The 24495-nt window shown below is 37.4% G+C and carries 27 protein-coding genes and 1 pseudogene; 10 read left to right on the plus strand and 18 right to left on the minus strand.

The features are described from left to right. Positions 1–34: 34 nt before the first annotated feature. From rimI (ACEN4I_RS06345) to tsaB, 3 genes are read right to left on the minus strand one after another with little or no spacing between them, the layout of a single operon-like run. Positions 35–520 (minus strand): ribosomal protein S18-alanine N-acetyltransferase, encoded by a 486-nt coding sequence (gene rimI / locus ACEN4I_RS06345; RefSeq protein ID WP_407095821.1) that lies wholly within the window; start codon positions 518–520, stop codon positions 35–37. Then, a complete protein-coding gene (rimI, locus tag ACEN4I_RS06350) occupies positions 510–1118 on the minus strand; it encodes a ribosomal protein S18-alanine N-acetyltransferase (RefSeq protein ID WP_407102528.1) in 609 nt (202 codons plus the stop codon). The genes rimI (ACEN4I_RS06345) and rimI (ACEN4I_RS06350) overlap by 11 nt, the downstream gene beginning before the upstream one ends. Continuing rightward, positions 1102–1824, minus strand: a complete 723-nt coding sequence (gene tsaB, locus ACEN4I_RS06355) for a tRNA (adenosine(37)-N6)-threonylcarbamoyltransferase complex dimerization subunit type 1 TsaB (RefSeq protein WP_407102529.1) — start codon at positions 1822–1824, stop codon at positions 1102–1104. Before tsaB ends, rimI (ACEN4I_RS06350) begins: the two co-directional genes overlap by 17 nt. Before the next feature lie 236 nt (positions 1825–2060). On the opposite strand from tsaB, the gene ACEN4I_RS06360 reads away from it, so the two are divergent. Beyond that, positions 2061–2267 carry a CsbD family protein gene (locus ACEN4I_RS06360; protein ID WP_407095818.1) on the plus strand — a complete coding sequence of 69 codons (207 nt, stop codon included), beginning with the start codon at positions 2061–2063 and terminating at the stop codon, positions 2265–2267. Positions 2268–2413: 146 nt separating this feature from the next. Then, positions 2414–3163, plus strand: a complete 750-nt coding sequence (locus tag ACEN4I_RS06365; RefSeq protein ID WP_407102530.1) for an NAD-dependent epimerase/dehydratase family protein — start codon at positions 2414–2416, stop codon at positions 3161–3163. 100 nt (positions 3164–3263) lie between these two features. On the opposite strand, the gene ACEN4I_RS06370 is transcribed toward ACEN4I_RS06365, so the two are convergent. The 4 genes from ACEN4I_RS06370 to ACEN4I_RS06385 are packed head-to-tail and all read right to left on the minus strand — an operon-like array spanning position 3264 to position 8035. Then, positions 3264–4262: a LacI family DNA-binding transcriptional regulator gene (locus ACEN4I_RS06370; protein ID WP_407095816.1), complete on the minus strand. Its 999-nt coding sequence runs from the start codon at positions 4260–4262 to the stop codon at positions 3264–3266. A gap of 39 nt (positions 4263–4301) precedes the next feature. After that, positions 4302–5342, minus strand: a complete 1041-nt coding sequence (locus tag ACEN4I_RS06375) for an aldose epimerase family protein (RefSeq protein ID WP_407095815.1) — start codon at positions 5340–5342, stop codon at positions 4302–4304. Between the two features lie 25 nt (positions 5343–5367). Beyond that, positions 5368–6849: a UDP-glucose--hexose-1-phosphate uridylyltransferase gene (gene galT, locus ACEN4I_RS06380; protein ID WP_407102561.1), complete on the minus strand. Its 1482-nt coding sequence runs from the start codon at positions 6847–6849 to the stop codon at positions 5368–5370. 22 nt (positions 6850–6871) lie between these two features. Next, positions 6872–8035, minus strand: coding sequence for a galactokinase (locus ACEN4I_RS06385; protein WP_407102532.1), 1164 nt, complete (start codon positions 8033–8035; stop codon positions 6872–6874). A gap of 194 nt (positions 8036–8229) precedes the next feature. Between ACEN4I_RS06385 and ACEN4I_RS06390 the strand changes: the two genes are divergently transcribed. Next, entirely contained in the window at positions 8230–8571 is a 342-nt protein-coding gene (locus ACEN4I_RS06390; RefSeq protein ID WP_407102533.1) for a DUF6176 family protein, read from the plus strand. Between the two features lie 27 nt (positions 8572–8598). Then, a complete protein-coding gene (locus tag ACEN4I_RS06395) occupies positions 8599–9339 on the plus strand; it encodes a hypothetical protein (RefSeq protein ID WP_407102534.1) in 741 nt (246 codons plus the stop codon). Between the two features lie 57 nt (positions 9340–9396). On the opposite strand, the gene ACEN4I_RS06400 is transcribed toward ACEN4I_RS06395, so the two are convergent. From ACEN4I_RS06400 to ACEN4I_RS06420, 5 genes and pseudogenes are all read right to left on the minus strand, one after another. Beyond that, complete coding sequence (locus tag ACEN4I_RS06400) at positions 9397–9882, minus strand: LURP-one-related/scramblase family protein (protein ID WP_407095811.1); 486 nt, start codon at positions 9880–9882, stop codon at positions 9397–9399. A 163-nt stretch (positions 9883–10045) separates the two neighbouring features. After that, on the minus strand, positions 10046–11470 hold the full coding sequence (locus ACEN4I_RS06405) for an MATE family efflux transporter (protein ID WP_407102535.1): 1425 nt from the start codon (positions 11468–11470) through the stop codon (positions 10046–10048). Positions 11471–11666: 196 nt separating this feature from the next. After that, a complete protein-coding gene (locus ACEN4I_RS06410) occupies positions 11667–12245 on the minus strand; it encodes an SOS response-associated peptidase (RefSeq protein ID WP_407102537.1) in 579 nt (192 codons plus the stop codon). An 18-nt stretch (positions 12246–12263) separates the two neighbouring features. Continuing rightward, positions 12264–14048, minus strand: coding sequence for a DUF4153 domain-containing protein (locus ACEN4I_RS06415; protein WP_407102538.1), 1785 nt, complete (start codon positions 14046–14048; stop codon positions 12264–12266). Between the two features lie 229 nt (positions 14049–14277). Continuing rightward, positions 14278–14556 (minus strand): annotated as a pseudogene (locus tag ACEN4I_RS06420) (YrhK family protein); the annotation flags it as partial. A 174-nt stretch (positions 14557–14730) separates the two neighbouring features. Between ACEN4I_RS06420 and ACEN4I_RS06425 the strand changes: the two are divergent. The 3 genes from ACEN4I_RS06425 to ACEN4I_RS06435 all read left to right on the plus strand — a co-directional run bounded on the left by ACEN4I_RS06425 (position 14731) and on the right by ACEN4I_RS06435 (position 17005). Further along, positions 14731–15603, plus strand: a complete 873-nt coding sequence (locus ACEN4I_RS06425; protein WP_407095807.1) for an SDR family oxidoreductase — start codon at positions 14731–14733, stop codon at positions 15601–15603. Positions 15604–15672: 69 nt separating this feature from the next. Beyond that, positions 15673–15993: a putative heavy metal-binding protein gene (locus ACEN4I_RS06430; RefSeq protein WP_407095806.1), complete on the plus strand. Its 321-nt coding sequence runs from the start codon at positions 15673–15675 to the stop codon at positions 15991–15993. 130 nt (positions 15994–16123) lie between these two features. After that, a complete protein-coding gene (locus tag ACEN4I_RS06435) occupies positions 16124–17005 on the plus strand; it encodes an SDR family oxidoreductase (protein WP_407095805.1) in 882 nt (293 codons plus the stop codon). 131 nt (positions 17006–17136) lie between these two features. Here ACEN4I_RS06435 and ACEN4I_RS06440 read toward each other — a convergent pair whose 3' ends face one another. From ACEN4I_RS06440 to ACEN4I_RS06465, 6 genes are all read right to left on the minus strand, one after another. Then, positions 17137–17796: an amino acid ABC transporter permease gene (locus ACEN4I_RS06440; RefSeq protein WP_407095804.1), complete on the minus strand. Its 660-nt coding sequence runs from the start codon at positions 17794–17796 to the stop codon at positions 17137–17139. Then, the gene (locus tag ACEN4I_RS06445; RefSeq protein WP_407095803.1) at positions 17793–18503 is read right to left on the minus strand and encodes an amino acid ABC transporter permease; all 711 of its coding nucleotides are present in this window, start codon (positions 18501–18503) and stop codon (positions 17793–17795) included. The genes ACEN4I_RS06440 and ACEN4I_RS06445 overlap by 4 nt, the downstream gene beginning before the upstream one ends. After that, on the minus strand, positions 18503–19321 hold the full coding sequence (locus ACEN4I_RS06450) for a transporter substrate-binding domain-containing protein (RefSeq protein WP_407102539.1): 819 nt from the start codon (positions 19319–19321) through the stop codon (positions 18503–18505). Before ACEN4I_RS06450 ends, ACEN4I_RS06445 begins: the two co-directional genes overlap by 1 nt. A 30-nt stretch (positions 19322–19351) precedes the next feature. Further along, positions 19352–20074: an amino acid ABC transporter ATP-binding protein gene (locus ACEN4I_RS06455; protein WP_407102540.1), complete on the minus strand. Its 723-nt coding sequence runs from the start codon at positions 20072–20074 to the stop codon at positions 19352–19354. Positions 20075–20556: 482 nt separating this feature from the next. Further along, a complete protein-coding gene (locus ACEN4I_RS06460; protein ID WP_407095800.1) occupies positions 20557–20769 on the minus strand; it encodes a hypothetical protein in 213 nt (70 codons plus the stop codon). 132 nt (positions 20770–20901) lie between these two features. Then, the gene (locus ACEN4I_RS06465) at positions 20902–21783 is read right to left on the minus strand and encodes a helix-turn-helix domain-containing protein (protein ID WP_407102542.1); all 882 of its coding nucleotides are present in this window, start codon (positions 21781–21783) and stop codon (positions 20902–20904) included. 430 nt (positions 21784–22213) lie between these two features. On the opposite strand from ACEN4I_RS06465, the gene ACEN4I_RS06470 reads away from it, so the two are divergent. The 3 genes from ACEN4I_RS06470 to ACEN4I_RS06480 all read left to right on the plus strand — a co-directional run bounded on the left by ACEN4I_RS06470 (position 22214) and on the right by ACEN4I_RS06480 (position 24468). Continuing rightward, entirely contained in the window at positions 22214–22480 is a 267-nt protein-coding gene (locus ACEN4I_RS06470; protein ID WP_407102544.1) for a hypothetical protein, read from the plus strand. Between the two features lie 371 nt (positions 22481–22851). Continuing rightward, positions 22852–23499: a hemolysin III family protein gene (locus tag ACEN4I_RS06475; protein ID WP_407102546.1), complete on the plus strand. Its 648-nt coding sequence runs from the start codon at positions 22852–22854 to the stop codon at positions 23497–23499. A 264-nt stretch (positions 23500–23763) separates the two neighbouring features. Next, complete coding sequence (locus ACEN4I_RS06480; protein WP_407102563.1) at positions 23764–24468, plus strand: zinc metallopeptidase; 705 nt, start codon at positions 23764–23766, stop codon at positions 24466–24468. The last annotated feature ends 27 nt before the right edge of the window (positions 24469–24495 follow it).

Here is a 24495-nt window from a genome sequence, read left to right on the forward strand (position 1 = left end):
ATTTATTTCACTCTTTCTCATTTTAGACTTTAAGTTATTTAAGGGTTAGTTGCATAATCACAGCATTTTCTTTAGATTGTGCATAATAATTCTTTCGTGTACCGATATTCATAAATCCGCTTTTTTGATACAAACCGATTGCGCTTTGATTGCTTTCACGAACTTCTAGAAAGACTTGTTCAACCTTCTCAGCAGACAGTTTTTCTAGGCAACTTCGCAGCAGCCTTAAAGCTATCCCTCGTCGCTGAAAGTTCTTCGCTACTACAAAATTAGTGATTTCAGCTTCTCCTAATAGGCTGTGGTAGCCTACAAAACCGACACATTCTTTATCAGATAAGACCATTCCATAATAAGCATGAGCTGTTTTTAAATCCTCTGCAAACCCACTGACACTCCAAGGTGAGCCTGTGCTGTAATTTTCATTTGCCAGTTCGAATAACTTGTTGGGAGGGGGGATATCTGTTGGTTCAAAAGATAGGTGTACATCTCCAAACCTTGATAAATCTTGATTATCTTTCAAGGCTGGCTACCTCGCTTTTTACAAGTTGTTTGCTCATTTCAAGAGCATCTTCATGATCGTTTGAATAATAGAATTTTTTGACTTTTCCTTCTGAAAATCCCAATTGGTGATACAAACGTTGTGCTTTTTCATTGGATACACGCACTTCTAAACTGAGAACTTCCATGCCTTCTGCCGCGGATATACGCTCTAATTCCTGTATCATCCATGTAGCGATTCCTTTTCGTTGAAATTCTGGAACAACTGCTACATTGGTGATATGAGCTTCTTTTTCCACTAACCAAGCACCAATAAAGGCTACTGGTTTTGAAATTTGGCGAATCACAATATACAATGCATTTGTATTTCGCTTTAATTCGTGGTGCAGTGCAGAAGCGTTCCAAGGCGTCTCTCCATTGTAACAAGCGGTCTGGATAGCCAATAAGGTTTCTACATCCCGGTCCTCCCCAATCGCTGTTTCAAACATTGCTCCATCACCCAAGATAAGATGAGACTGACTAAGCTGAATTCGATGGGAAACTTTCGTTTTAGGTATCGTTTCTGAAATAGACACTGTACTTACTCCACTGGTTAACCAATCTCTAAATTTTTTCAACATAGTTATCCTCCACTAAATCAGGATGTGCAGCACGCCAATTTTCTTCAGCTTCAGCTAATTTCAAGTAATCGGGAGTAAAAGTATGAACCTCCTCAACTTCACTAGATAAGCTTAATATTCCCAGCACACTAGCTTTTGGTACTTGTTGTTGCGGTGATGCAATACTGACACGTCCCATTAACTGTTTTTCAAATGTTTCCAAGTGTTTACTATAGTCTTCGCCTACTAAAATAAATTGACCTTCTTTGCGGCTCAAGTATTCAGCCCATTTATCGGCTGAGATATGAGTGTCAGGCTCTGCCTCGACCAGGACACCTTTTTGATACTGATACAATCCCGTATAAATATTGCCTCTTCTGGCATCCATGACAGGAACAATATACTGATCAGTAAAGCTTACATTTGCAGCGAGGACTTTCAAACTAGAAATACCTGTTAATTCTATGTTCAATGTCCAAGCTAATGTTTTTGCAGTTGTTACTCCAATTCGTAAGCCAGTATAAGAGCCTGGGCCTTTAGCCACCGCAACTCGATCGATTTCTTGTATCTCCAAACTCAGTTCTTTCATTAATGCGTCAATAGCAGGCATCAAACGTTCACTGTGGTTTCTTTTTAAATTGGTTGTCAATTCGCCAATTAATGTTTCGTTTTCCATTACTGCAATACTCATTGCTTGATTAGAAGTGTCTATGGCCAATAATTTCATGCACTATTTTCCTCATTTCCGTAATCTCTATGCCATTATTTTAGCATAAAAACGCGGGAATATTAAGCAACTACGTACTTTCTGTCTTTTGCAACCATAGTTTTATCCTGTAAGGCTTTTTATTTGCCTTTCTGCCTCTCAAGCGATAATATTTTGGTATAAGATAGTTCATGCATTCAGATCCAACAATTGGTTTAACCTATTTTTATAAAATTTACTAAGAGGAGGAAATAAGAATGGCAGACAAAAAGGAAAGCTGGAAAGATAAAGCAGAAGGACTAAAAGATAAAGCAGTAGGTGGCGCAAAAGACACTTACGGCGATATGACAGATGATAAGTCCAAACAAGTCGAAGGAAAAGCACAAAAAGCTAAAGGCGACGTAGAGAAAAAAGTCGGCGAATTTAAAGATGATATGGATCATAAAAAAAACGACAACCACTAAGATGAATTCTTTTATTGTCACAGAATAATAAATAAAAGAATGACATTTGATGGGTATTCAAAAAAAGGCAAGACCATAAGAAATTTTGGTCTGCCTTTTTTAGATAACTTTTCTTGAATATTATTTCAATTTCGGGAGGAACGACTATGGCAAAAATTTTAATCACAGGTGCTACTGGAAGTATCGGAAAAAATCTAGCTGAACATTTACATCCGAATCATGAATTAGTGTTAGTAAACCGATCCTTTGATGATAAGGAAAAAGAATTGTTCAAAGAAATGGAAATCAAAGAATTAGATTTGGTAGAACAAAACAGTTGGGATGGTCTGTTAGAGGGTATTGATTATGTGATTCAATTGGCCGGACAAGCAGATGCAACTGCTAATTTTTATGATAGTTTATTGGACTTGAATTATAAACTTCCATACAACTTATTTGATGCAGCAGCGAAAAGTTCGTCATTAAAACGTGTCATCTATGCAAGTTCTATTCATGCTTCAGATGCTTATCCTTCCAATGTACAAGTAAAAATCTCTGATATCCCTCGTCCTAGCGACTTGTATGGTGTATCAAAAGTTTATATCGAAGCTCTAGCTTCTTATTTTGCTTTTGAACAAGGCGTGGAATCAATTGGTTTACGGATTGGAGACTATAAAGAAGACGACAGCGAATTTGACGCAAATACAGATGTCAGCGGGTTAGCTATGTACTTATCCAATCGTGACATGTGTCACTTAATGGATTGCTGCTTGAAAGCTGAACTTAAAGAACCGGCATTAGTAGTGAATGGTCTATCCAACAATACATTCCCGCGCTTAGATATCGATCAAGCAAGAATCGCAATAGGTTATGAACCTCAAGATGATGCTTTTAAAAAAGCAGGGTTGGTTAAGTAATTTTAAGGAACTTATAGCCCGAAGAAGCAGTCACTCAAAGTTTATTATCTGTATACAATAAAAGAGAGTCTAATTAGGCTCTCTTTATTGCATGCAACAATTATTTTTGTGAACTTTCTCGCACCATCAATTCCGTTGTCAGAGTAATTTTTTTAGCGACTGTTCGCTCTGTAGTCATCCGATCTATCAGAAGTTCAAACGCTGTTTCTCCCATCAGTTCTGTTTCAACTCTTACCGTGCTTAATGTGGGAAAGACATATTTCGCTACACTTGCATCGTTAAAGCCGATAATACATACATCATCTGGAACTGACACGCTATTTTCCTGCAGAGTTCTTAAGCTACCTATAGCTAATGCATCATTAGCTACAAAAAAAGCCGTTGGAAAGTCATCACCTAGAAAATCGATTGCTTGCTGCATCGTTTTTTCCCCCTCACTGACATGATAAGAATCAGCCACAAAAAAGTACTTTTCATTATACAAGGCTTGTTTATCGAGCAACTGTGCGAAAATCATTTGTCGTTTATCAGCAACTACAGCCGATTGATCTGCATAACTTTCTTGTCCTCCGATAAAACCGATTTTCTGATGTTCATGATCTATTAAATAATCCACAACTTCTGAAACTGCCTGCTCAAAATCTACTTCGACAGAATCTAATTTACGAGACAGCTGATTTGAATCTACAAAACAAATATTTTTTGTCCATTTACTCAGCTTGTTGATTTCTTGCTCACTGAATTTTCCAATAGCTATGATCCCCGATACCTCTGAAGTTATCTCAGACTTTGAATCTTGAAACAGCCGAACGATTTCATACCCTTCTTCTGCTGCTTTTTTCTCCACCCCTAAGCGGATCGATAAATAATACAAATCATTGAGTTCTTCTTTTTCTGTATACCATTGTACAATGGCAATTTTCCCTTGTTTCAGCTTTTTCTTCTTTTGGAATTTAGAATAATTCAAATTTTCTGCTGTCTCAAAAATGCGTTTTTTAGTATCATCGCTGACGGAAAGACTCTCATCATAATTCAATACACGTGAAACTGTTGCGCTGGATACACCAGCTTTTTCAGCGATTTCTTTAATCGTCGCCATTTTATCACCACTTTTCTGACTTTATTCTAAGTCCTCTTTTTATTCAAATTGATAAATGGTTTCGGATCGGAATGGTTCACCTGGATACAAGATGACATCCCCGAAATTTTCTTGATTGATCGCGTCCGGCATAGCTTGTGTTTCCATCGCTACTCCTGCATATGGCTGAACTGTTTTTCCATCGATTCGGTAATCACCGCTGACCCCATTGTGAGTAAAAATAACTACCGCATCACAATCCGTTGTAACAACAACTTTTCTGCCACTTTCAGGATCATATAATACAGCATCTGGTTGAGAGCCTCTATGCGATAAGAAAAATGGATGGTCAAATCCCTCGTTGCTTTCTAATTGAGGGTGTTCGCTGTCGATTCCTCTACTCAACGGTGCAGCTTCTCTCAAATCAAAATCAGTATCATTAACAGGCAGCATTTTCCCTGTTGGAATTCCATCCTCTTTCAATTCTCCTACTAAGTCACTATTGATTTGCAGTTCATGATCACGAATGGTTTTAGTATGGTCGCCCGTCAAATTAAAGTACACATGATTGGTAGGATTGAATAAAGTAGGCTCATCCGTTTCAGCTTCATAAGTGATTTTCCATTCATTGGCTTCGGACAACGTGTACGTTACTGTAACAGTAACATTGCCTGGATATCCATTTTCTCCAGCTGGACTAAAATACTTAAAGATCAAATGTGCAGCAGCTTCCTCTTCTTCTATAGAAACTTCCCAAAGGTGAGACTCAAATGCAGGGTTTCCTCCGTGATGATGGTTCTCTCCTTCATTTACTTGCAATTGATATTTTTTGCCTTCAATAGAAAATTCCCCTTTTGCAATTCTTCCTGCCACGCGCCCTACTAGTGCACCATAGAAAGGCCGATAAGTTAAATAATCTTCCACATTATCGAAACCTAATGTGATATTGGCTAGAGCTCCACGTTTGTCTGGTGTTTTGATTGAAGTCACTACTCCTCCTAAGTTCAAAGCAGACAAGGACACACCCTGACTATTTGTGAGCGTGTACTCATAAACCGTTTCTCCTGACAAGTCTCCAAAAAATTTCTTCTCAAATTCCATTTTATTTCACTCCCCACTGTGCAATTTAAAGTGTCTCTACAAATCTTTTAAAGGCTTCTTTACCATCGTCTGTTGCTTTATACACACCTGCATCTTCCAACACCCGTAAAAATACAGAGCCCACACCCTCTTGAATCACTTTTCCAACCGTTTCCTTCGTGATGTGTTGAGTTGCTTTTAACTCATCCGCCCATTCTTTATGGTAATCTGCGATTGTGTTGGGTTGATCCAGTAAATACTGCTCCACTTCTTTTAATTCCGTTTCTAGTCGAGGCGGCAAAATTGCTAGACCCATGACTTCTATCAAACCAATATTTTCTTTTTTGATGTGCTGCACATCAGGATGCGGATGAAAGATTCCATCCGGAAACTCTGCTGATGTTCGATTGTTGCGTAGTACTAAATCCAATTCAAATACGCCGTTTTTTTGACGAGCTATAGGGGTAATAGCATTATGGGGTTCTTCTCCAGAGTATGCTCTAATTTCTGCTGATTCATCGCTGTACTGTTCCCATTTCCCCAGAATATAACTGCCCGCTTCAACTAATGCTTCAGGTTGTTTGCTTTTCAGACGAATAACAGACATCGGCCATTTTACAATTCCACATGTTACTTCAGGATACTGATCTAAAGAAAAAGGTACATTCGTTTCTGCTTTTTCCATTGGAAATGTGTGCCGACCTCCTTGATAATGATCATGTGTTAAAATCGATCCGCCAACGATTGGCAATCCAGCATTCGATCCTACGAAATAATGCGGCAAAGTTTCTACAATGTTCAACAGGTTTCGATAAGCCTCCCCGTTTACATTCATTGGGCGATGTTCTTCAGATAAGAATATAGCGTGCTCATTGTAATAAGAATAAGGAGAGTACTGGAAGCCCCATGTTTCATGATTGACAGACATGCGGACTAAGCGGTGGTTGGCTCTTCCTGGATGTGTTGCATGTCCTTCATATCCTTCATTTTCCATACACAATAAACATGCTGGATAACTGGAACTGACTGCGTTTTTAGCTAAAGCGATCTCTTTTGAATCCTTTTCGGGTTTGGAAAGATTGATGGTGATTTCCAGATCGCCATACTCTGTTTCTTTCAAAAAATGGATATTTTTGGCAATACTTCTTGTTTTGATATAATTGTTTGATTGGCTTAATCCATAAAAGTAATCCGTAGCTTCTTTAGGGCTGTTTTCATACAAACTCCAGAAATCATCGTTTACTTTTGAAGGCAATGGTGTCACTAAATCCATTATTTCTGCTTCCAATACGTCTCTATGGGATGGGCTATCTTCGATTCTTCCAGTTGTTGCCGCATAATTGACCAGTTCATCCAATACTTCTAAAACAGATGGCAGCGGTGTGCTGTGGACAATAGAAGGTTCAAAGTCTATTTTATGCAATAAAGCCAACAATTGATTCGTTTTGTATACACGATCTACTTTAGCCATTTTTTGTTTCCGTATCCCAATTTCAATAAAATCGATTATAGCTTGATCAATCACTATTTTGCTCCTTTTCGAGTCATTTTTATCGTACTTTAGCTCCATCACTGATTTCCGCAATGTAAAATTCAGCTGCATAGCCGATATTACTTTCATATTCAGCTCCAACCTGTTGGATAAACGTTTCAGTACTGTCTTTTTGAACGATGGCAATAGCACAGCCGCCAAATCCAGCTCCTGTCATACGTGCTCCGATCACTCCAGGCTGTTCCCAAGCACTATGTACCAAGGTATCTAACTCTATACCAGTCACTTCGTAATCTTCTTGAGTAGATAAGTGGGATTCATTCATTAATTTGCCAAAAGTAATCAAATCTCCTGCTTTCAACGCTTCCGTAGCTTTTAGCGTCCGTTGGTTTTCGTACACAGCATGTTTCGCGCGTCTCGACAAAACTTCGCTGGAGATAACTTGCTTATTGGCTTCAAAAGTGGCTTCATCCAGGTCACCCAATGATTGAATAGCCAACACCGTTTGCAACTCGCTTAAAGCTTGTTCGCATTCGCTTCGACGTTCATTGTATTTTGAATCAGCCAGCTCACGTCTTTTCTTTGAATTCATGATCACGATGACATGATCAGTCAATTCAACAGGCACCATTTCATACTCTAAAGTATTTGTATCCAATAAAATAGCTCTATTCTTTTGACCCATCCCCACGGCAAATTGATCCATGATTCCTGAGTTGACCCCAATAAATTCATTTTCTACTTTTTTCCCAATTTGAATCAACTCTAACCGTTCGACCTTCAAATCAAACAATTCCTCTAATACTACTCCCATCAATAATTCGATAGATGCTGAAGAAGATAAGCCTGCACCATTAGGAATCGTTCCACAAATGACCATTTCTAAACCAGTAGAAATAGCATGTCCTGATTCTTTCAAGAACTTGATGACACCTTTAGGATAGTTCGCCCAGTTATCTTCTTTTTTATAGCTCAATTCACTCAAATCAAATGAAATAACTCCTGCTTCTGGAAAATTTTCAGAATACAACTTTACTGTGGTATCTTCCCGTTTACTAGCTATGCCGTAAGTCCCCAAAGTAATAGCACAGGGAAAAACGTTCCCTCCATTGTAATCTGTATGCTCCCCTATCAAATTAATTCTTCCTGGTGCGAAAAAAGAATGGATTTCTTTCTTTCCATATAATTGTTCGAATGTTTCTGTTAACTGATCTAATTGCATGTGTTTGACTGCCTCCTTTTATTAAAAACGCTTTCAAGTTCTCTTTGATTCTATTTTATTCCATCTAGTAAACAAATTCAAGTAAAGTTTACTAAATATTTTATCTTTCTAAAATCCTTATCCATTATGGCTGTTTTTTGCTATACTTAACTTAATTATTCTTTAAGGAGAGGACTACAACGGGACCGTTACATGTGGAATTAGAACGTTTTAGAGTAAAATCCGGAAAAGAAGACACTGCTCGAGAATGGATGCTTTTTTTAAACCATCATTTAGCTGAAGTCATCGAAACTCTGCCCGGTGAAAAAATGTATGTAGAGTCAATATTTGAAGAAATTATCGAAGGAACAATGTATTTATACTGGGTTTCTTATCAAGGAATGTCTCCTAATGAAGTGGAATTTTCTACTGCTGATGTCGATAAAAAACACTTGGAATATTGGAAGGAATGTATTGAGCCTGCGTATGGAGAACATCTACTGAAAACAAACGTGGTAATGATCCAAGATAAAATCAAAAAAGAAATGTACGATTAATTGACTTTTAAGGAAAGGATTGTATTTATGAAACAGATTTTTGCTTTTGAAGATTTAACTCAAGTAGAACCCCATAGAAAAATCATCCAGTCGATGTTCCAACAACTTCAACCGTATGAAGTGTATCTCCAACAATCATTCGCTTTAAAAGAAAGTCCTAAAGCTATCGTTTGGACATCCACTGAATTAGCTACAACTATTTTTTCTACGATTCCGATTCCAGCCTATACGAGAAAAGACGTTATTTACATGTCACCCGTTATGGAGGATTGGAAAACTATTTTCTATGAGCAATTGGATGGACGTGATTTGCCGGTCATCAAAAATTATTATGAACGGAATATGGAAAGCCAAATGATGGAGATTTTAGCACATGAATTGACTCATCACAGCGATTTGTTCTTAGAAGGATTTGATGACGGAAACTGGGAAAAAGATATTTGGTTCGAAGAAGGAATGTGTTTTTATTTGCCACGGAAGTTTTTGTTAACTGAGGAAGAATTTGATGAGATCAGTACTGTCGAACGAACTTTAGTCAAAGAATTCAAAGAAAAATATGGGCACCATTCTTTGAGTGAATTCGGCAATAGTACTTATAAAGGCAACATGACCAGTATCATGTATGATTATTGGAGGAGTTTTTTAGCGGTGAAAGAATTAGTGGATAGAGCAGAAGGCGATGTGATGCAGGTGTTTGCTCAATACCATGAATGGCACCACACAGGTAAAAAGGGCTCACTTACAGCATATTTCCAATTAGATATCTAGTCTTTTTTCAAAAGATCATAAAAATCCCCGCCAGAAATTAGTTGGCGAGGATTTTTTCTATTCATCTTCTTTTTCTTCAGCATCTGCTTGCAAGCTCCAAATAGCCACTACAACAGCTAAAGCCACCACAGAATCTTGTTCTTCTTCCACTTCTAGTACATACGATTCACCGACTGAGAACCATTTTTTCTTCAATTCGGCTACTGTCCGTAAACGTTCTTTGATCTTGTACTCATTGTCTTCCACGTTGCCTTTGATCTTCCAGTTGAGTTTATCAATATCATAATCCGAAGCAACCAGATTGTTTTCTTTTTTGACGACAGCTACATTGGTATCTAATTGACTGATTGCGTATTTCGCTGAAAAACCGAACTTCTTTTCTTCAATAGAAGCTACTTCTTCATTCTGCTGATCATAGATATGTACCTTTCGTCCAAATGACAACCATTCGCTTTTGATTTCGTAAATGGGCTCATCTTTTTCATTTCGTACAATCAAACCATCTCTTAAAGAAAAACGTTTTGCTCGAATGTATAATTTCATAACAACCCTACTTTCAGTAAAATATATCGTTTAATAAAGTATACTGATTTGTCGCATAATTTGCTATGAATAAGGTTTTTCTGATCAAAGTAATTTGCTTTTTTGCGAAAGTTTATCCATGCGGCTCCATGTTCTGCTCTTAAACGAATTATACGTGACACTTTTAATGAATCACTATATGTTTCCATTTTCCCGATTTAAAGCGCAGACCTACTAAGACCCATCTTAGGAATTGGTCTAAGACGATACCCATCCAGGCTCCTAACAGACCAAGATCTAGAATAAATACAAAAAAGTACGCGGATAGTACACGAACGATCAATACTCCAACAAAGGTAGAGATTAATGGGAACATGGTATCTCCTGCACCTCGTAAAGAACCGGCAACGATCAATTGATGTGTTTGGAACGGCTGAACAACAGCAATGATTTTTAAGGCCAGTGAAGCATTTTCGATAATCGCTGAGTCATTGGAATAAAATCCAACAAAGACTTCCGAACCGATAAATAAAGCTATTCCTACTACCAAACCCGTAATGGCCCCCATGGCACTCGTTTTCTTAGCGTATTCCGCAGCCAGATCGGTATCCTTTTTGCCTAAAGAACGTCCAACCAATGAAGATGAAGATATACCAAAGGCTTGCCCTGTAGTAAATGACAGACTTAATATATTCATTCCAATTTGATGTGCAGCAAAAATAACAGTCCCAAGACTGGAGACGATTTGAATGAACAGAATAACTCCCGCACGCAAAATCAACTGTTCAATGGCGGAAGGCATCCCGATACGAACTAAATTTTTCAAAGTCCGTTTATCAAATGTAAATTTGCGTTTGAATGAAAAGGGGAGTTCACTGTTCCCTTTCATCAGGAAACGTACCAGTAATGTACTGGCAATCAGATTCGCTGCAGCTGTTGAAGTTGCAGCTCCAACGACTCCTAAAGCGGGTATACCTAGTAGACCATAAATCAATATAGCGTTCCCGATAACATTTAAAAAGTTTACCAAGATATTGATGCGCATTGGAATTTGCGTTTGGCCAATCCCACGAAGGGCTCCTGTAATACTAATGTTAAACGATTGGAATAAGTAGCTGATACAAATGACTCTAAAATAACTTGCTCCAATAGCAACGGCATGAGGTTCTCCACCCATGAACGTCAAAATAGTTTCCGCATTCAACAACCCGAATACAGAAATAGGGATCGAGAAAAACAGACCGAACAACATAACGTGTTTCAAAACATTTTCCATTCGCTTCTTTTCGCCTGCTCCATAATAACGAGCTATCATGGCTGTACCACCGACATTCAACGCTTGTACTACAGACAGCGCTAAAAATAAAGGCTGATTAGTCAAACCCACAGATGAAACAGCCGCAGCCGCATAGTTGTTATCTGGAATATTTCCCAGCATCATCATATCGATCATACCAAATATAGAACTTAACACTAATTCCATTAAGACAGGCCAAGCAATATTCAGGATGTCCAACTTTAATGGATCCTTGATCATGCTTTTAAAAACGGTTTGAGCTTTTCCTTTTGATTTCCGGATAATTGGATTCCGGATTTCTGTTTTTTTCACGTTTGCTTCTCTCCTTATAAATTTTCGCTTCGTGCTTACTTGCCAGCTTAAAACTATCTATTGTCAAGCAGCGCAAGATCATAACTTCAACGATACACTTTTGCCTTCAGTAATTCAAGTTGTACTAATAGAATATTCAGAACTTTCAGCCAAATAAAAAAAGCTGGAGAAAACCCAGCTTTTTTTTCATTCTGCTTCACACAATACTCAACTCTTTTTCAAAAGGTCGCAACAATTGATGAACTGTTTTAGGATCTTGGTTTAAGTCCAGATAATCTGCTTCATTTTCAGGTAATAAGATAACAGGCATTCGATCATGGATTTTTTTCATTGCTTCATTGGCTTCGGTCGTAATAATAGAATACATCCATGCTTCTTTCCCGTTTTTGTCTATAAAAAGATCACATATAGCCGCTATGGAAAAAATCGATTGGTCTTTGACAGAAATTTTGCGTTTTTCTTTATGATTGCCAATCTTTTCCCATTCAAAAAAGGACGTAGCAGGTACCAAGCAACGATTGGTTCTAAACGCTTTACTAAATGTCGGCTTCTCTAAAATAGACTCTCCTCTTGCATTAATCAGCGGACCTTTTGCAAAACTCGGAGAAAATCCCCAAGTCAGTAAAGCTGATTTTTTGTCTGGAAGAATAATGGGTGAAATAGTTGTCGGGTAAATTTCTTCTTTAGCACCGTAATTAAAATCTGCTTCTTTCAATCGATACCGTGCTATCAGTTCTTTCTGACTAGCTTCAAATGAGTATCTTCCACACACCACAATCTACTCCTCACTCTTTTATTTGACATGAATCAAAGCAAATAGTTCCATATAAAATTCTCCATTGTTATTGAAATCCAATTGGGTCACTAATATGTCCATCAAAGCTCCCTCATTTCCGCTTTCAATCAGTGCCTGATCTAAGGTCAACTCTTGTGAAACTGCATCAGGAGATTGATTCAATTCATTGGTCATTTCTGTTACATTCGTACTGATCAATGTATTTCCTTCCTCATCCTTCAAAGAGAGCAGCACACTATTTTCTTCTTCAGTTACCTCTAATTGATACGCAACTTCCTCTATCTCAATAGTTTGAACAGTTTCTGCATTCGTACCTTGTGACAGGGTATCTACTTGTATTTTTGACATGGTTTGATAATTGGAAACATCTAACACCGTACCATTTCCCCATTCAAAATAATGGTAGCTGAATACTTCAGTTGCTGCTCCATATTGGTTGAAACCAAATGTTTCTTCAAAATCTACCGAGGATTGAAAATCTTTCGGCAGAAATCCAACTTCATCAATATAGCCGTTACTCTCTAAGTCATTGACGGTTTCTACAATTTTCCGCTGCTCATTCTCCGGTACATCTGCATTAGGGACAATGGTATTTTCCGCAAGCATGTTGTTATCATTCAACACAGATCTTAGAAAAGCCATTTGCCCATTTTTGCTGACCGTAAAAGCGTCTACTGGGGGAACAATCGAGATGACAGAAAAAACAATCAGTACAATCGCTACTAGCCCATTTTTTTGTTTTGGCCAAATACTGAAAATAACACTGGCGATGATCGCAAAAACTCCAAATAGAATAACGTAGTAACGGCCAATGGTCAGCCCTTTTTCATTGATTTGTATAATAGAAGCTACTGTTTGGAGCAGAACGATAAAGAAGAGGACTTTTGGAAATACCAGCCTGAAACTAGTCACCATTTTGTTTTCCAACCTTCCAATCAGCAGCATCACTAATATCACCACTATGGCATAACTGACCAGCATGGGTTCCAGTAAATTATCTACCCAAAAATCTCTTCCTATATTCAGAACAATATACAGTGCTAGTATAATGGTAAAAACCATAGTGATTGGAATAATGATATAAGACAGCAATACTTCCATTATTTTTGGAACACTGATGGCTGTTTCAACTTCTGGAGACAATTCTTCTTTCACAGCATCCTGCTCAATTGTCGCAGTATAATGCGGGATATCCGATAAGAAGAAAATCGGTGCAAATAATGACGCCACTACATTTGCAGCATGGGCAAACACGCGATAGTCCACTGTAAACAGTAAAACATTGATGGCCGATAAAATAGACATGATCCCTATTGTCAAAACGACAGAAAATAAAATAGTTGTAAACAAGGCTTTGAAAGTAGCGGTAAAAGAATCACTGAATGACAACCGATTGCGAATACTTGGAATCCATATAAACGCAATGAGCAGCGCAAACGATAAGACCGTTGTCCGGATCACTACTTCAAGTGAAAAAACATCTGTTTCAACATTCAGAGTAAAATAGTAAATAATAGCTAACAAAAGCGCAGGTGAAAGAATCATCCAACGCAGTTTTTCTCTGTGAGAGAAAAATCGTTCAAAAACCATTTGTGCTACTGCTGCAGCTAAAGCTCCTACAAAACTGGCGATCACCAGCTCATAATAATCAAACTCTTCCGACTGTATATTAAGAGATAAAATACTCGTAGCAATGACTAAAAATACGACGGATAATGGAAAGCGACTGATTGCATCTGTTAAATTTTGTACCTGTCCTTTAAAAAATTTGGTCCATTTCATTTGTTCCGACCTTCTTTCCACGAAGAAATTTGTTATCTATAACGCTGATTTACGCATCATCGTGTTTCTCGTACTCTTCGTTCTTATCATCCCCATAATATTCTTCATTGTACTCTTGGTCTTCTTGTTTTTTCTCTTCATCTTCTTGGTCTTCTCCTTCAGTCTCTTGCTTTTTTCTCTCCTCCTCCTCTTCTCTAGCTTTTAGTTCTTCTTCATCAATGTAATCCACATCTGTATAAATATAAATATTGTGAAGGATCTTCAGTACTGGGCGCATCATCAAAAAGATACCTCCTGCTAGATAAAGGTAAGTACCATACTGACTTGGAAATCCCATCATTGGAGCCAAGCTCCCGAAAATATACATAATTCCTACTAAAAAGTCATTGATTAAAGAGATGAGATTGTATCGATTTTGAAAATAAACCCTTAATCGTCCAGCTTTCAATTCAACATCTTCATCTTTTCCGGTATCCAATTTGTGTTCTTTTCTCTTTATTTTTGGCACGGTATATCCTCCTTAATGACGAATGTTTCCTATATTCAGTATACTTTTTTTACTTTCATAAACCAATTATGAAGTCCGTAAAAAGACTCTCTTGCAGAGTCTTTTGGTTTGAATTCTAATCATTTACCTGCTATTCTGGCATTGATTAAAACTGTGATAAGGATGGTGTTTTTAATGGCAGATGAAAAGAAACTTGATACTCAAGCTCCAAAGGAAAATTATTTACAGCCAGATAAGTCGGGAAATATGAGTCCAGAACCATTAATTGAAAATCCAGATTACAAAGCAGCCGGAAAACTGAAAGACAAAGTAGCGATCGTTACCGGAGCTGACAGCGGAATCGGTGCCGCAGTTGCTGTTGCATTTGCCCAAGAAGGTGCTAAGTTGGCTTTAGTGGACATTGAAGAACATGAAGATGCAGCTGAAGTAAAACAACGCGTGGAAGAGTTAAGCGGATCAGTTTTGTGGTTTACTGGTGATGTGGGCGACGACGATTTTGTCCAAGAAGTAGTAGATAAAACGGTTGCTGAATATGGTGGAATTGATATTTTAGTAAATAATGCTGCAGAACAACTGACAAAAGAGTCAATTACAGATATTTCGGTAGAACAACTGCATCGAACTTTCCGAACCAACATTTTCTCGATGTTTTATTTCGCAAAAGCTGTTCTGCCGCATTTTAATGAAGGTGGAATAGTGATCAATAGTACATCCGTCACAGCTTACAAAGGAAACCCTTCTCTACTCGATTATTCTTCTACTAAAGGAGCGATTGTTTCCTTTACGAGATCTTTGGCTCAAAATACCGAGTTTTTGGATAAACACATTCGGGTAAACGCTGTTGCCCCTGGTCCGATTTGGACGCCTTTGATTCCGGCCACTACAGGAACTACTGATAAAGAAGAATTTGGAGCATCTGTCCCTATGAAGAGAGCTGGGGAAGCTTTTGAACTGGCACCTACTTATGTTTACCTGGCCAGTTCGGACTCCAGTTATGTGACAGGCCAAGTCTTGCATGTAAACGGCGGCTCTGTCGTTAATGGATAATGTACAACTTTAGTTATGTAATGGTATACTATTAGTTGTATACCATTACATTTTTTTGGAGGGATTTAAATGATCATCACAACAACTGGTAATGTGGAAGGCAGAACGATTGCTTCATACGAAGGAATCGTTTTTGGCGAAGTTATCTCTGGAATCAATTTTTTAAAAGACTTGGGTGCAGGAATGCGCAACTTTTTCGGTGGACGTTCACAAGGATATGAAGACGAAATCCTGCAAGCACGTGAAAATGCTCTAGATGAAATGGCAAATCGTGCCACGGAAATGGGAGCGGATGCAGTTATCGGTGTAAAGATGGACTATGAAACATTAGGCGCCGACAACGGAATGATCATGGTAACATGCAGTGGAACAGCGGTTAAATTGAACTAATCTTTCCCAATTCATAGTAAAGCTCGATGCTCGATGCATTGGGCTTTTTTTGACGGCTTTAGATTTCTCTTTTTTCTTGATTCTGCGTATAATTAAAATAAGAAATCGGATTTCTTTTGGAGGGATGGAAATGAAAATTTTAGTTACGGGAGCAACCGGTATGCTGGGTGTTAAAGTAATGGAGGCTTTGCTGGAAAGAGCATCTGTAGAAGACTTAGTGATTTCTGCCAGAGATCCAGAAAAAGCTGCCGGCCTAAAAGAAGAAGGCGTGGATGTTCGACAAGCAGATTATGAAGATCCAGCTTCTTTGGAACGAGCTTTCTCAGGAATCGATAAATTGCTGCTGATTTCTTCTCAAGGAGATGATGAAACCCGAATTCGTCAACATTCTAACGCGATTTATGCTGCTGAGAAATGCGGAGTAGGATCGATCGTCTATACGAGTATTTCAAAACCACAAGAAAGCACTTTGCCAGTTGCTGAAGTTCACCGCCAGACAGAACAACTCATTCGAGACAGTGGTATTCCGTTTACCTTTTTACGAAACAATTGGTACATCGAAAATGAAATTGGAACCGTTAAAAATGTATTAGAAGGTGGTCCTGTTCTGACATCTGCTGAAGATGGCCGTGTTGGATGGGTACCACGCGTGGATTATGCAGAGGCTGCTGCAGCTGTATTATCCTCATCAGGACATGAAAATAAAATTTATGAACTTTCTGGAAAGCCTTCCAGTTATGCAGATATGGCTAGAGAATTAACCAATATATTGGGGCGTCGAGTGATTGTACGGAATGTAAATGACCGTACTTATCAAGAAGTTCTGATCGCTAATGGAACCCCCGATATCATGGCTGAATTTTCTGTAGAGATCCAACAATCGATTCGCCATGGCGATTTAGACGTTGAAAGTGAGGATCTGCAAAAACTTATGGGTCGTCCTGCAATTACTTTAAACCAATCTTTAACAGAAATCGTCAATCAATTTGATTATACGAATCCTGCGAAATAACCAAAAGCACTCTACTATACAACGGTAGAGTGCTTTTTAGGCAAACAGAATAAAAAATCGTTTCGTTCTTGTTTAATTTATCAACAACTGAACGTTAACTCATATAAGGTCTTCAACTTTTTGAACAACTGCTACACATTTTCAGAATTTCTATTGTGCCAATTCCTTACTAAAATAGAAAGCAAGAAACAGATCATAAAGTACACTAAAGCTAAAAAACCATAAATCAAAAAGACTTCAGAAGTTTTTGTGGCTTTTCCTAAAATAACTTGTCCGCTTCGAGTAAATTCCATTATTCCTAAACCAGCAAGGAAAGAAGTATCCTTAATGGTTGTTATCACTTGTGACAACAAAGAAGGAATAATTTTTTTGAACGTTTGAGGCAGAATAATATACATTAAGGATTGAAAAAAAGAAAACCCTTGAGAATGAGCGGCTTCAAATTGGCCTTCTGGTATCGAATTTAATCCTCCACGTACAATTTCAGCTACTACTGCAGCTGTATACAAAAATAAAGCTAGAGAACCTTTCACTAAAATTGTACTTCCCGGAATCAGAAATGCACAACCCAGCATCCATAAAAGCAACGGCGTATTGCGAAACAATTCAATATAAAAACCGGCTAATTTGCCAAAAAATTTCTTTTCGTAATTTCTAACCAACCCTAAAAGGGTCCCGAATAGGATGGAAAGGATCACGACTGCTAAAGAAATCAGTAAAGATGTTTTTAAGCCATTTAATAAAAATAAGACATTAGGTTGGGTAAAGACAGTTCTTATAGATTCGATCATTCCATCACCTCCGGAACATCCACCACTATGGCATCATTCTTTTTCAGCTTCTCTTCATATTTCCTTGAGAATGTGGCCAACGGGAAACAAAGTAAGAAGTACAATAACCCGGCTAAGACATATGCCGGTCCGTAATTTAAGGAAGAAGCAGCATAAGAATCAGCCGCATACATCAAGTCTGCTCCAGCAATGATCGCTAACACGGATGTATTTTTAATGAGATTGACCGCTTGATTCGTTAATGGTGGCAAAATGCTTTTCACCATTTGCGGCAAGATAATGTAACGCATCGTTTGTGCGTAGTTAAATCCTTGAGAATAAGCTGCCTCATGTTGGCCCTTAGGCATCGATAAAATACCTGCACGAACTACTTCTCCTACATATGCCCCATGATACAGCCCAACACCTACTACCCCTATAGTAAATTCACTCAACACTATACCCGCCATGGCTAACCCGTTATACATGAAGAAAATTTGGATCACAAGCGGAATATTTTGAAAGATCTCCACATACACTCGAGCAATGGAACGCGGAACCCAGTTTTGGGCTGTGGATAAGATCCCAACGAACATACCTACGATCAACGATACTATTAATGCTAAGATGGCTACTTGAAGTGTCCTAAAAAAACCAGCTCCAAGATTATCGATATTTTGAAAAAGGGCCTCCCATCTCCAAAGAGCGAATGGATTTGTGCTGTTCATTATTCATTCAGTCCCCACTCTGAAACCAATCCATCAAGAGTACCATCTTCTCCCCATGTAGTGATTAACTCATTTGTGTGCTCTGCTAATGCTGTGTTTGTTTTCTTAGTAGCGATTCCATAGTCTTGAGTCGCAAAACGATCTGGTAAAACCTCCGTAGAATCATCCAAGTAACCAGCCAAAATAGATCTGTCCACACTGAACGCATCTACGCGGCCTGAGTCTAGTGCTGCTTTGATTTCCGGATAAGTGGCATATTCGGAAAAGTCCAATGTGATATTATATGGTTCAGCTTCTGCTTTGATGGCATCTGCTGTAGTAGAGCTTTGAGATACACCGATAGTCGCTCCATCCATATCTTTCAAACCTTCGTAGTTCTTATCTTTTTTGACCAGCAAACCAACTGCATCTTCATAATAAGCATCTGTAAAGTTATAAGTTTCTTTCCGTTCTTCAGTCACCGTAAAAGTAGCGATGATCATGTCAACTTCTCCATTGTCCAACAATGGACCACGTGTCTTAGCCGTAACAGGTGTCAATTCAATAGCATCCGGATCACCTAAGATGTCTTCCGCTATTTTCTTAGCAATATCGATTTCAAATCCTTCTATTTCACCAGTTTCCGTATTTTTCAAACCAAAATTCGGAACATCTTCTTTGACCCCTACTTTTAAAACGCCAGCTTCCTTGATCGATTCAATCGTTACTTGATCAGATCCATTTGCAGCTTCCGTTGCAGAACCTTCTTCTGACGAGCAGGCTCCTAAAAATAATAAACTAGATAACATTACTGTCGCAAATAAATTTCTTTTTTTCATCTCTTTTTCCCCCTAAATAAATCTCTATTTTTATCGTAAAATTTTGCTTAAAAATGCTTTCGTTCGTTCATGAGTCGGATTTTCAAAGAAATGCTCCGGCGATCCTACTTCAAGAATAGTCCCCTCATCCATAAAGATAACACGATCTGCGACTTGTTTAGCAAATCCCATCTCGTGCGTCACCACGACCATCGTGATATTCATGTTCGATAACTGGATCATGACATCTAATACTTCTTGTACCGTTTCAGGATCTAAAGCAGAAGTTGGTTCATCGAATAAAATAATCTTTTTTTCTGAGCAAAGTGCTCTGGCAATTGCGACTCTTTGTTGCTGTCCACCAGATAGTGTTGAAGGGTAAACCAGCGCTTTCTCTCTTAACCCTACGATATCTAGATACCGATAAGCTGTCTCTTCTGCTTCTTTTTTTGATTTTTTTTGTAATTTTATCGGACCAATTGTCAGATTTTCTAACACTGTCATATGCGGATAGAGGTTGAACTGTTGAAAAACCATTGCCGATGAATTCCGCACAACTTCTAGTTTATTTCTTGCAGTTACTTGGTATCCTTCAATAAAAACTTCTCCTGATGTGGGTTCTTCAAGAAAATTCATGCATCTGACAGTTGTACTTTTACCAGACCCAGAAGGTCCTATAATGACGATTTTTTCTCCTTCTGCCACCTCTAAATTAATGTCTTTTAATACATGGTGGTCACCAAAATATTTGTTTACATTCTGTAACTGAATCAATTCTGCTCATCTCCTTTTGAAAAAACTTTTAGTCCATAATTTTTGTACGGTTTAAAGTTTTTTTACTTAAAACCAAATTATAGATACATTTTTATTAGAAACCAATTAGAACATAACATCTAATGTTATGTTTTCTAACATCATTTTAGCCTTATTTTAATTTAAAACCTTTAAAACCTTTTTATGTAGCTGTTTTAAAAATGAGCTTAACCTAATTATTTTATCATCTTTTCATTAAAAAAAGATGTTGCACCGTTTTAAATAGGCGACAACATCTTTCTTATTTTAAACCCCATGCTTTATTTCTCTACCCATTAATGGAAATATTTTTTTATTCCTAAATGATTCATCCACATTAAAAAAAGTTGAAACAAAGCCGAAATAAAAAGCAGAAGAATAAATTGTCTTTTCTTCTGCTTTTTCGTGTCCTATAAACCAACTCTAAATACAGCTGTACTAGTTTTCACTAAGCTCTTTTTAAGTCATTTATTTTTTCGTTTGTTTTTTAAATATTGACGATATCCCCAAACTAGCACAATAACTGCACTGATCTGCCATAAATCCAATACCATAAACAATACAAATAAACCGATCATTACAAAGATTTCGATTGTTGCCGGCCCACCTTCGTTAAAATACACTAGTGCGGCAATAGCCACGAGTAAAATACCTACAAATATCCACATCCACAACATAATACGTTCTCCTTAATTATTCTCTTTTCAAAATAGAGATCCTTATTCGTGATTCCTCCACATGATACCATATTATTTTAGATCCTACTAAATCGTTTTTGTCATATAGTGGAATTTGAACAGTATTTATTTTTAACTAGGCGTTTCTTTAATCTGAGGAATCAGCATACTTTCTAAATATTCTTCGTGACTAATAGCTAAATCCTCAGAACCAATCGTATACATTGTTGTGATGGCTTGTCGAGAAAGCTCTTCTCCAATTTCTATATTGCCTTTTTTGATTTCATAGATTCCTTTAAGGAATATCAAAAGAGTGCGTTCATAAAACAAGTTTTCAGCCATATGCATATTTTCCAATGTTAAAATAAAATACAACGCATCGTTAAGCAGGTTTGATTCTAAACAAACAATTGTCGTATTGATCAGGATTCCTAATGTTTGCACAAAATTTTTGTTCACTAATTTATACATAGAGGTCTTTTTAACAACTTCCTTAGAGAGCGCAATGACGGTCTCAGGCGGGAAAATAGTCAAAGCATTTGCATAAATCACTAATTCATAATTCCCCCACAACTCTACATTAAATAAATAGTTTGCTAAGTACTCTCTTTTTTTCTTGTCGATTTCCTTTCTTTGTAAATTCAACATTTTTGCTTCTGCCATAATGGAATTGCACAAATAGGCGTCCAGCCCATATTCTTCCCACTTTTGATATTCTTTATTCGTGATGATTTTTAATTTTGACGTGTTGTTGCGTTGATAAGCTGACGCAATTTCAGACATTAAACTATCCAATTCATTGGGTTTATACTCATTGGCAGAAAAGATAAATTCATCCAAAGAAATGTTCATTCGTTCAATAACATTGACAAAATGACTCAGCGAAATATTCGATTCGCCGCGTTCGAACTTCGATAAAAAAGAAGTCGATAAGATCCCATTGGAAACTTGTCGTAAGGAGTACCCTTTTTCTTCGCGCATTCGCCTTAGTACTTGGCCATAATTTTTTTCCATAGACTTGTCCTCGCTTTCCTTTATATGACACATATATACTTTTTTTGTTTTTTTGTAGTACACTAAATTTATCTTAAGAAAGGCTAGGTGGTATTGATGAAAAAATTTGTCAAAAAGAATTTCTTTACTATATTAGGTATTCTTGTTACCGTTGGTGCTCCTCCTGTTGTTTATGGAACATACGCATTACTTCCAGCCCTATTCTAGTCAGTTAAATGAATAAATGCAAAAGAGGAGTTTCTGTCATTTGTGAACCTGCAACCCTCACGAATTGTATTTGAACCCTTTATCCTAATCTGCTCCTCTTTTGTATTTTTCGTGATCCATTGGTTATTTCTTGTCTTATATGACAGTATCTAAATTTTTAAAAACAGCTTAGTTCAAAAGTGAAGAATAAAATTGCCTTTATGTACTAAAGGAGTGAATGGTCATGGATACAGTAAAAAATAAACTAAATGTCCAGTATGCCTATGTCTTAATCAAAAGCGATGCTGAAATTGAATTAGTGATCGATCAGGAAGACTTCCTTTTAAACGCTGATGGAGAAGTAGATATTCCTTTAGAAAAAATTTTAAGAAAAAACGATTTATCATTAAACGATTTATACCTTATGAACATTCAGAAATTATTGTTTGTTCGTAAAAGCGAAGGTCAGTCTTGCACCCTAAGACAGATATGCCTCAATGTAAACTTATGATACTGTCACAATACTTAAACTATTTAGAAAGTAGAGTACTTCTTATGAATATACCCCCGGAAGCGAAAATACTTTAGAACGGTGCTGACATTGTTCAATAAGTATTTTCGTTATTTTTGTTGTTCACTTTGCCATTTCTTTCGTTATTTTTAAAGCACCTTTAGTTTACTACGTATTCAAAGAAACAAAAAATAATATCCTGCTAAAATTTTTTATTTTCATCTAGTTTCGGTAACTAGATAGTGACACATCTATAACTGTGTGTTAAAATGAATTTGTTGAACGAGTACAACTATTTTACTATAATTAAGTTCATAACTGGTTATCGTAGTCCTTGCACCGTTTTATTTTTCTTAAGGAGGTTATTTACTTTGGTCAAAACGCCCACATTTACAAAAAAATACTTGATTCGCAATGAGGTTTTAAATGCGGTTACTCATGGAATCGGAGTCTTGTTGAGCATAGCTGGTCTGGTATTGTTACTTATGAAAGGTTCTCAAAGTGGTTCCACAATAGAACTTGCCTCTTACATTGTTTATGGATCAAGTCTCATTCTGTTGTATTTATGTTCTACCTTGTATCATAGTTTGAGTTTTACCCGTGTCAGAAGGTTATTCAAAATATTTGACCATAGTAGTATTTATGTGTTGATTGCAGGAACGTATACCCCTTATTACTTAGTAACCATCGGCGGAACTTTAGGATGGACAATGTTTAGTATCGTTTGGATCATTGCTCTATCTGGTATTATTTTCAAAAGCGTGGCTGTGGAAAAATTCCCAAATGTTTCTACCCTAGTTTATATTGGAATGGGATTGCTCTGTGTCTTTACGTTTAAACCTTTATATGAAGGCCTGGGAACAAACGGTTTGTATTTATTGGTTGCTGGTGGAGCCGCTTATATCATTGGAACGATTTTTTACAGTTTACGAAATGTTAAGTACATGCATGTAGTATGGCACCTGTTTGTTTTATTAGGAACCGGGTTAATGTTTCTCTCCATTCTATTTTATGTTTAAACTGATACAATTTCTCTCTTTAACTCAGCAGCTTTATCTTCTGAGTTAAAGAGTTTTTTAACATCTAGTTGTTTATCTTATCGGCTTTTTTTAAAAAAATTTAATATTTCAAATTGACGTTACAAAAGTTTCACATATGACTGGTATACTGTCTATCATTGAGTCTGTATTTAGAACTTTATTCTTTTTGTTAAATTTACTTTTATACTTTTCATGGTAAGATAAACATATAATAAGACAGAATGATTGGAATGAAAGGAGAATATTATGCCATTTTACTTTTTTTGGGACCCAACGATGATTTTTATTCTCATCGGATTGGTGATTTCCGGTATTGCAAGCAGTTATGTGCGCAACACGTACAATAAATATTCAGATATAGGAAATTCCAGAGGACTTACTGCATGGGAAGTTTCTCGAAATATTTTAGATAATGCAGGTTTACAAGACGTGGCCTTAGATCGTGTTCAAGGCGACTTGACCGACCATTACGATTCTCAAAACAATATTTTGCGTTTATCAGATGCTACTTACAACTCAACTTCTGTAGCAGCGATCGGTGTAGCCGCTCATGAGACTGGTCATGCTATTCAAGACCAGGTAAGTTATTTTCCTCTTAAATTAAGAAGTACTTTGGTTCCTGTAGCCAACTTTGGTCAAGGAATCTCATTCCCATTGATTCTAGCAGGACTTATCTTCGGCGGAAATCAATCACTGATCAATATTGGGATCCTATTTTTCTCTTTAACTTTGGTATTCCAATTGGTTACTCTACCTGTTGAATTTGATGCATCGAATCGCGCTATCGCCATATTAGACAGCCAACAAATTTTAACTCCTGAGGAATTAGACCAAGCCAGACATGTTCTACGTGCCGCAGCCTTAACATATGTTGCTGCTGCAGTCGCCTCTTTCTTGCAAGTTCTAAGACTCGTTCTCCTATTCGGAGGCGGCAGACGAAATGACTAGAGAGAAGAGCGGAACAAAGCTTCTAGG

Source organism: Desemzia sp. FAM 23990 (genome assembly GCF_045528485.1).
Classification (GTDB): domain Bacteria; phylum Bacillota; class Bacilli; order Lactobacillales; family Carnobacteriaceae; genus Desemzia.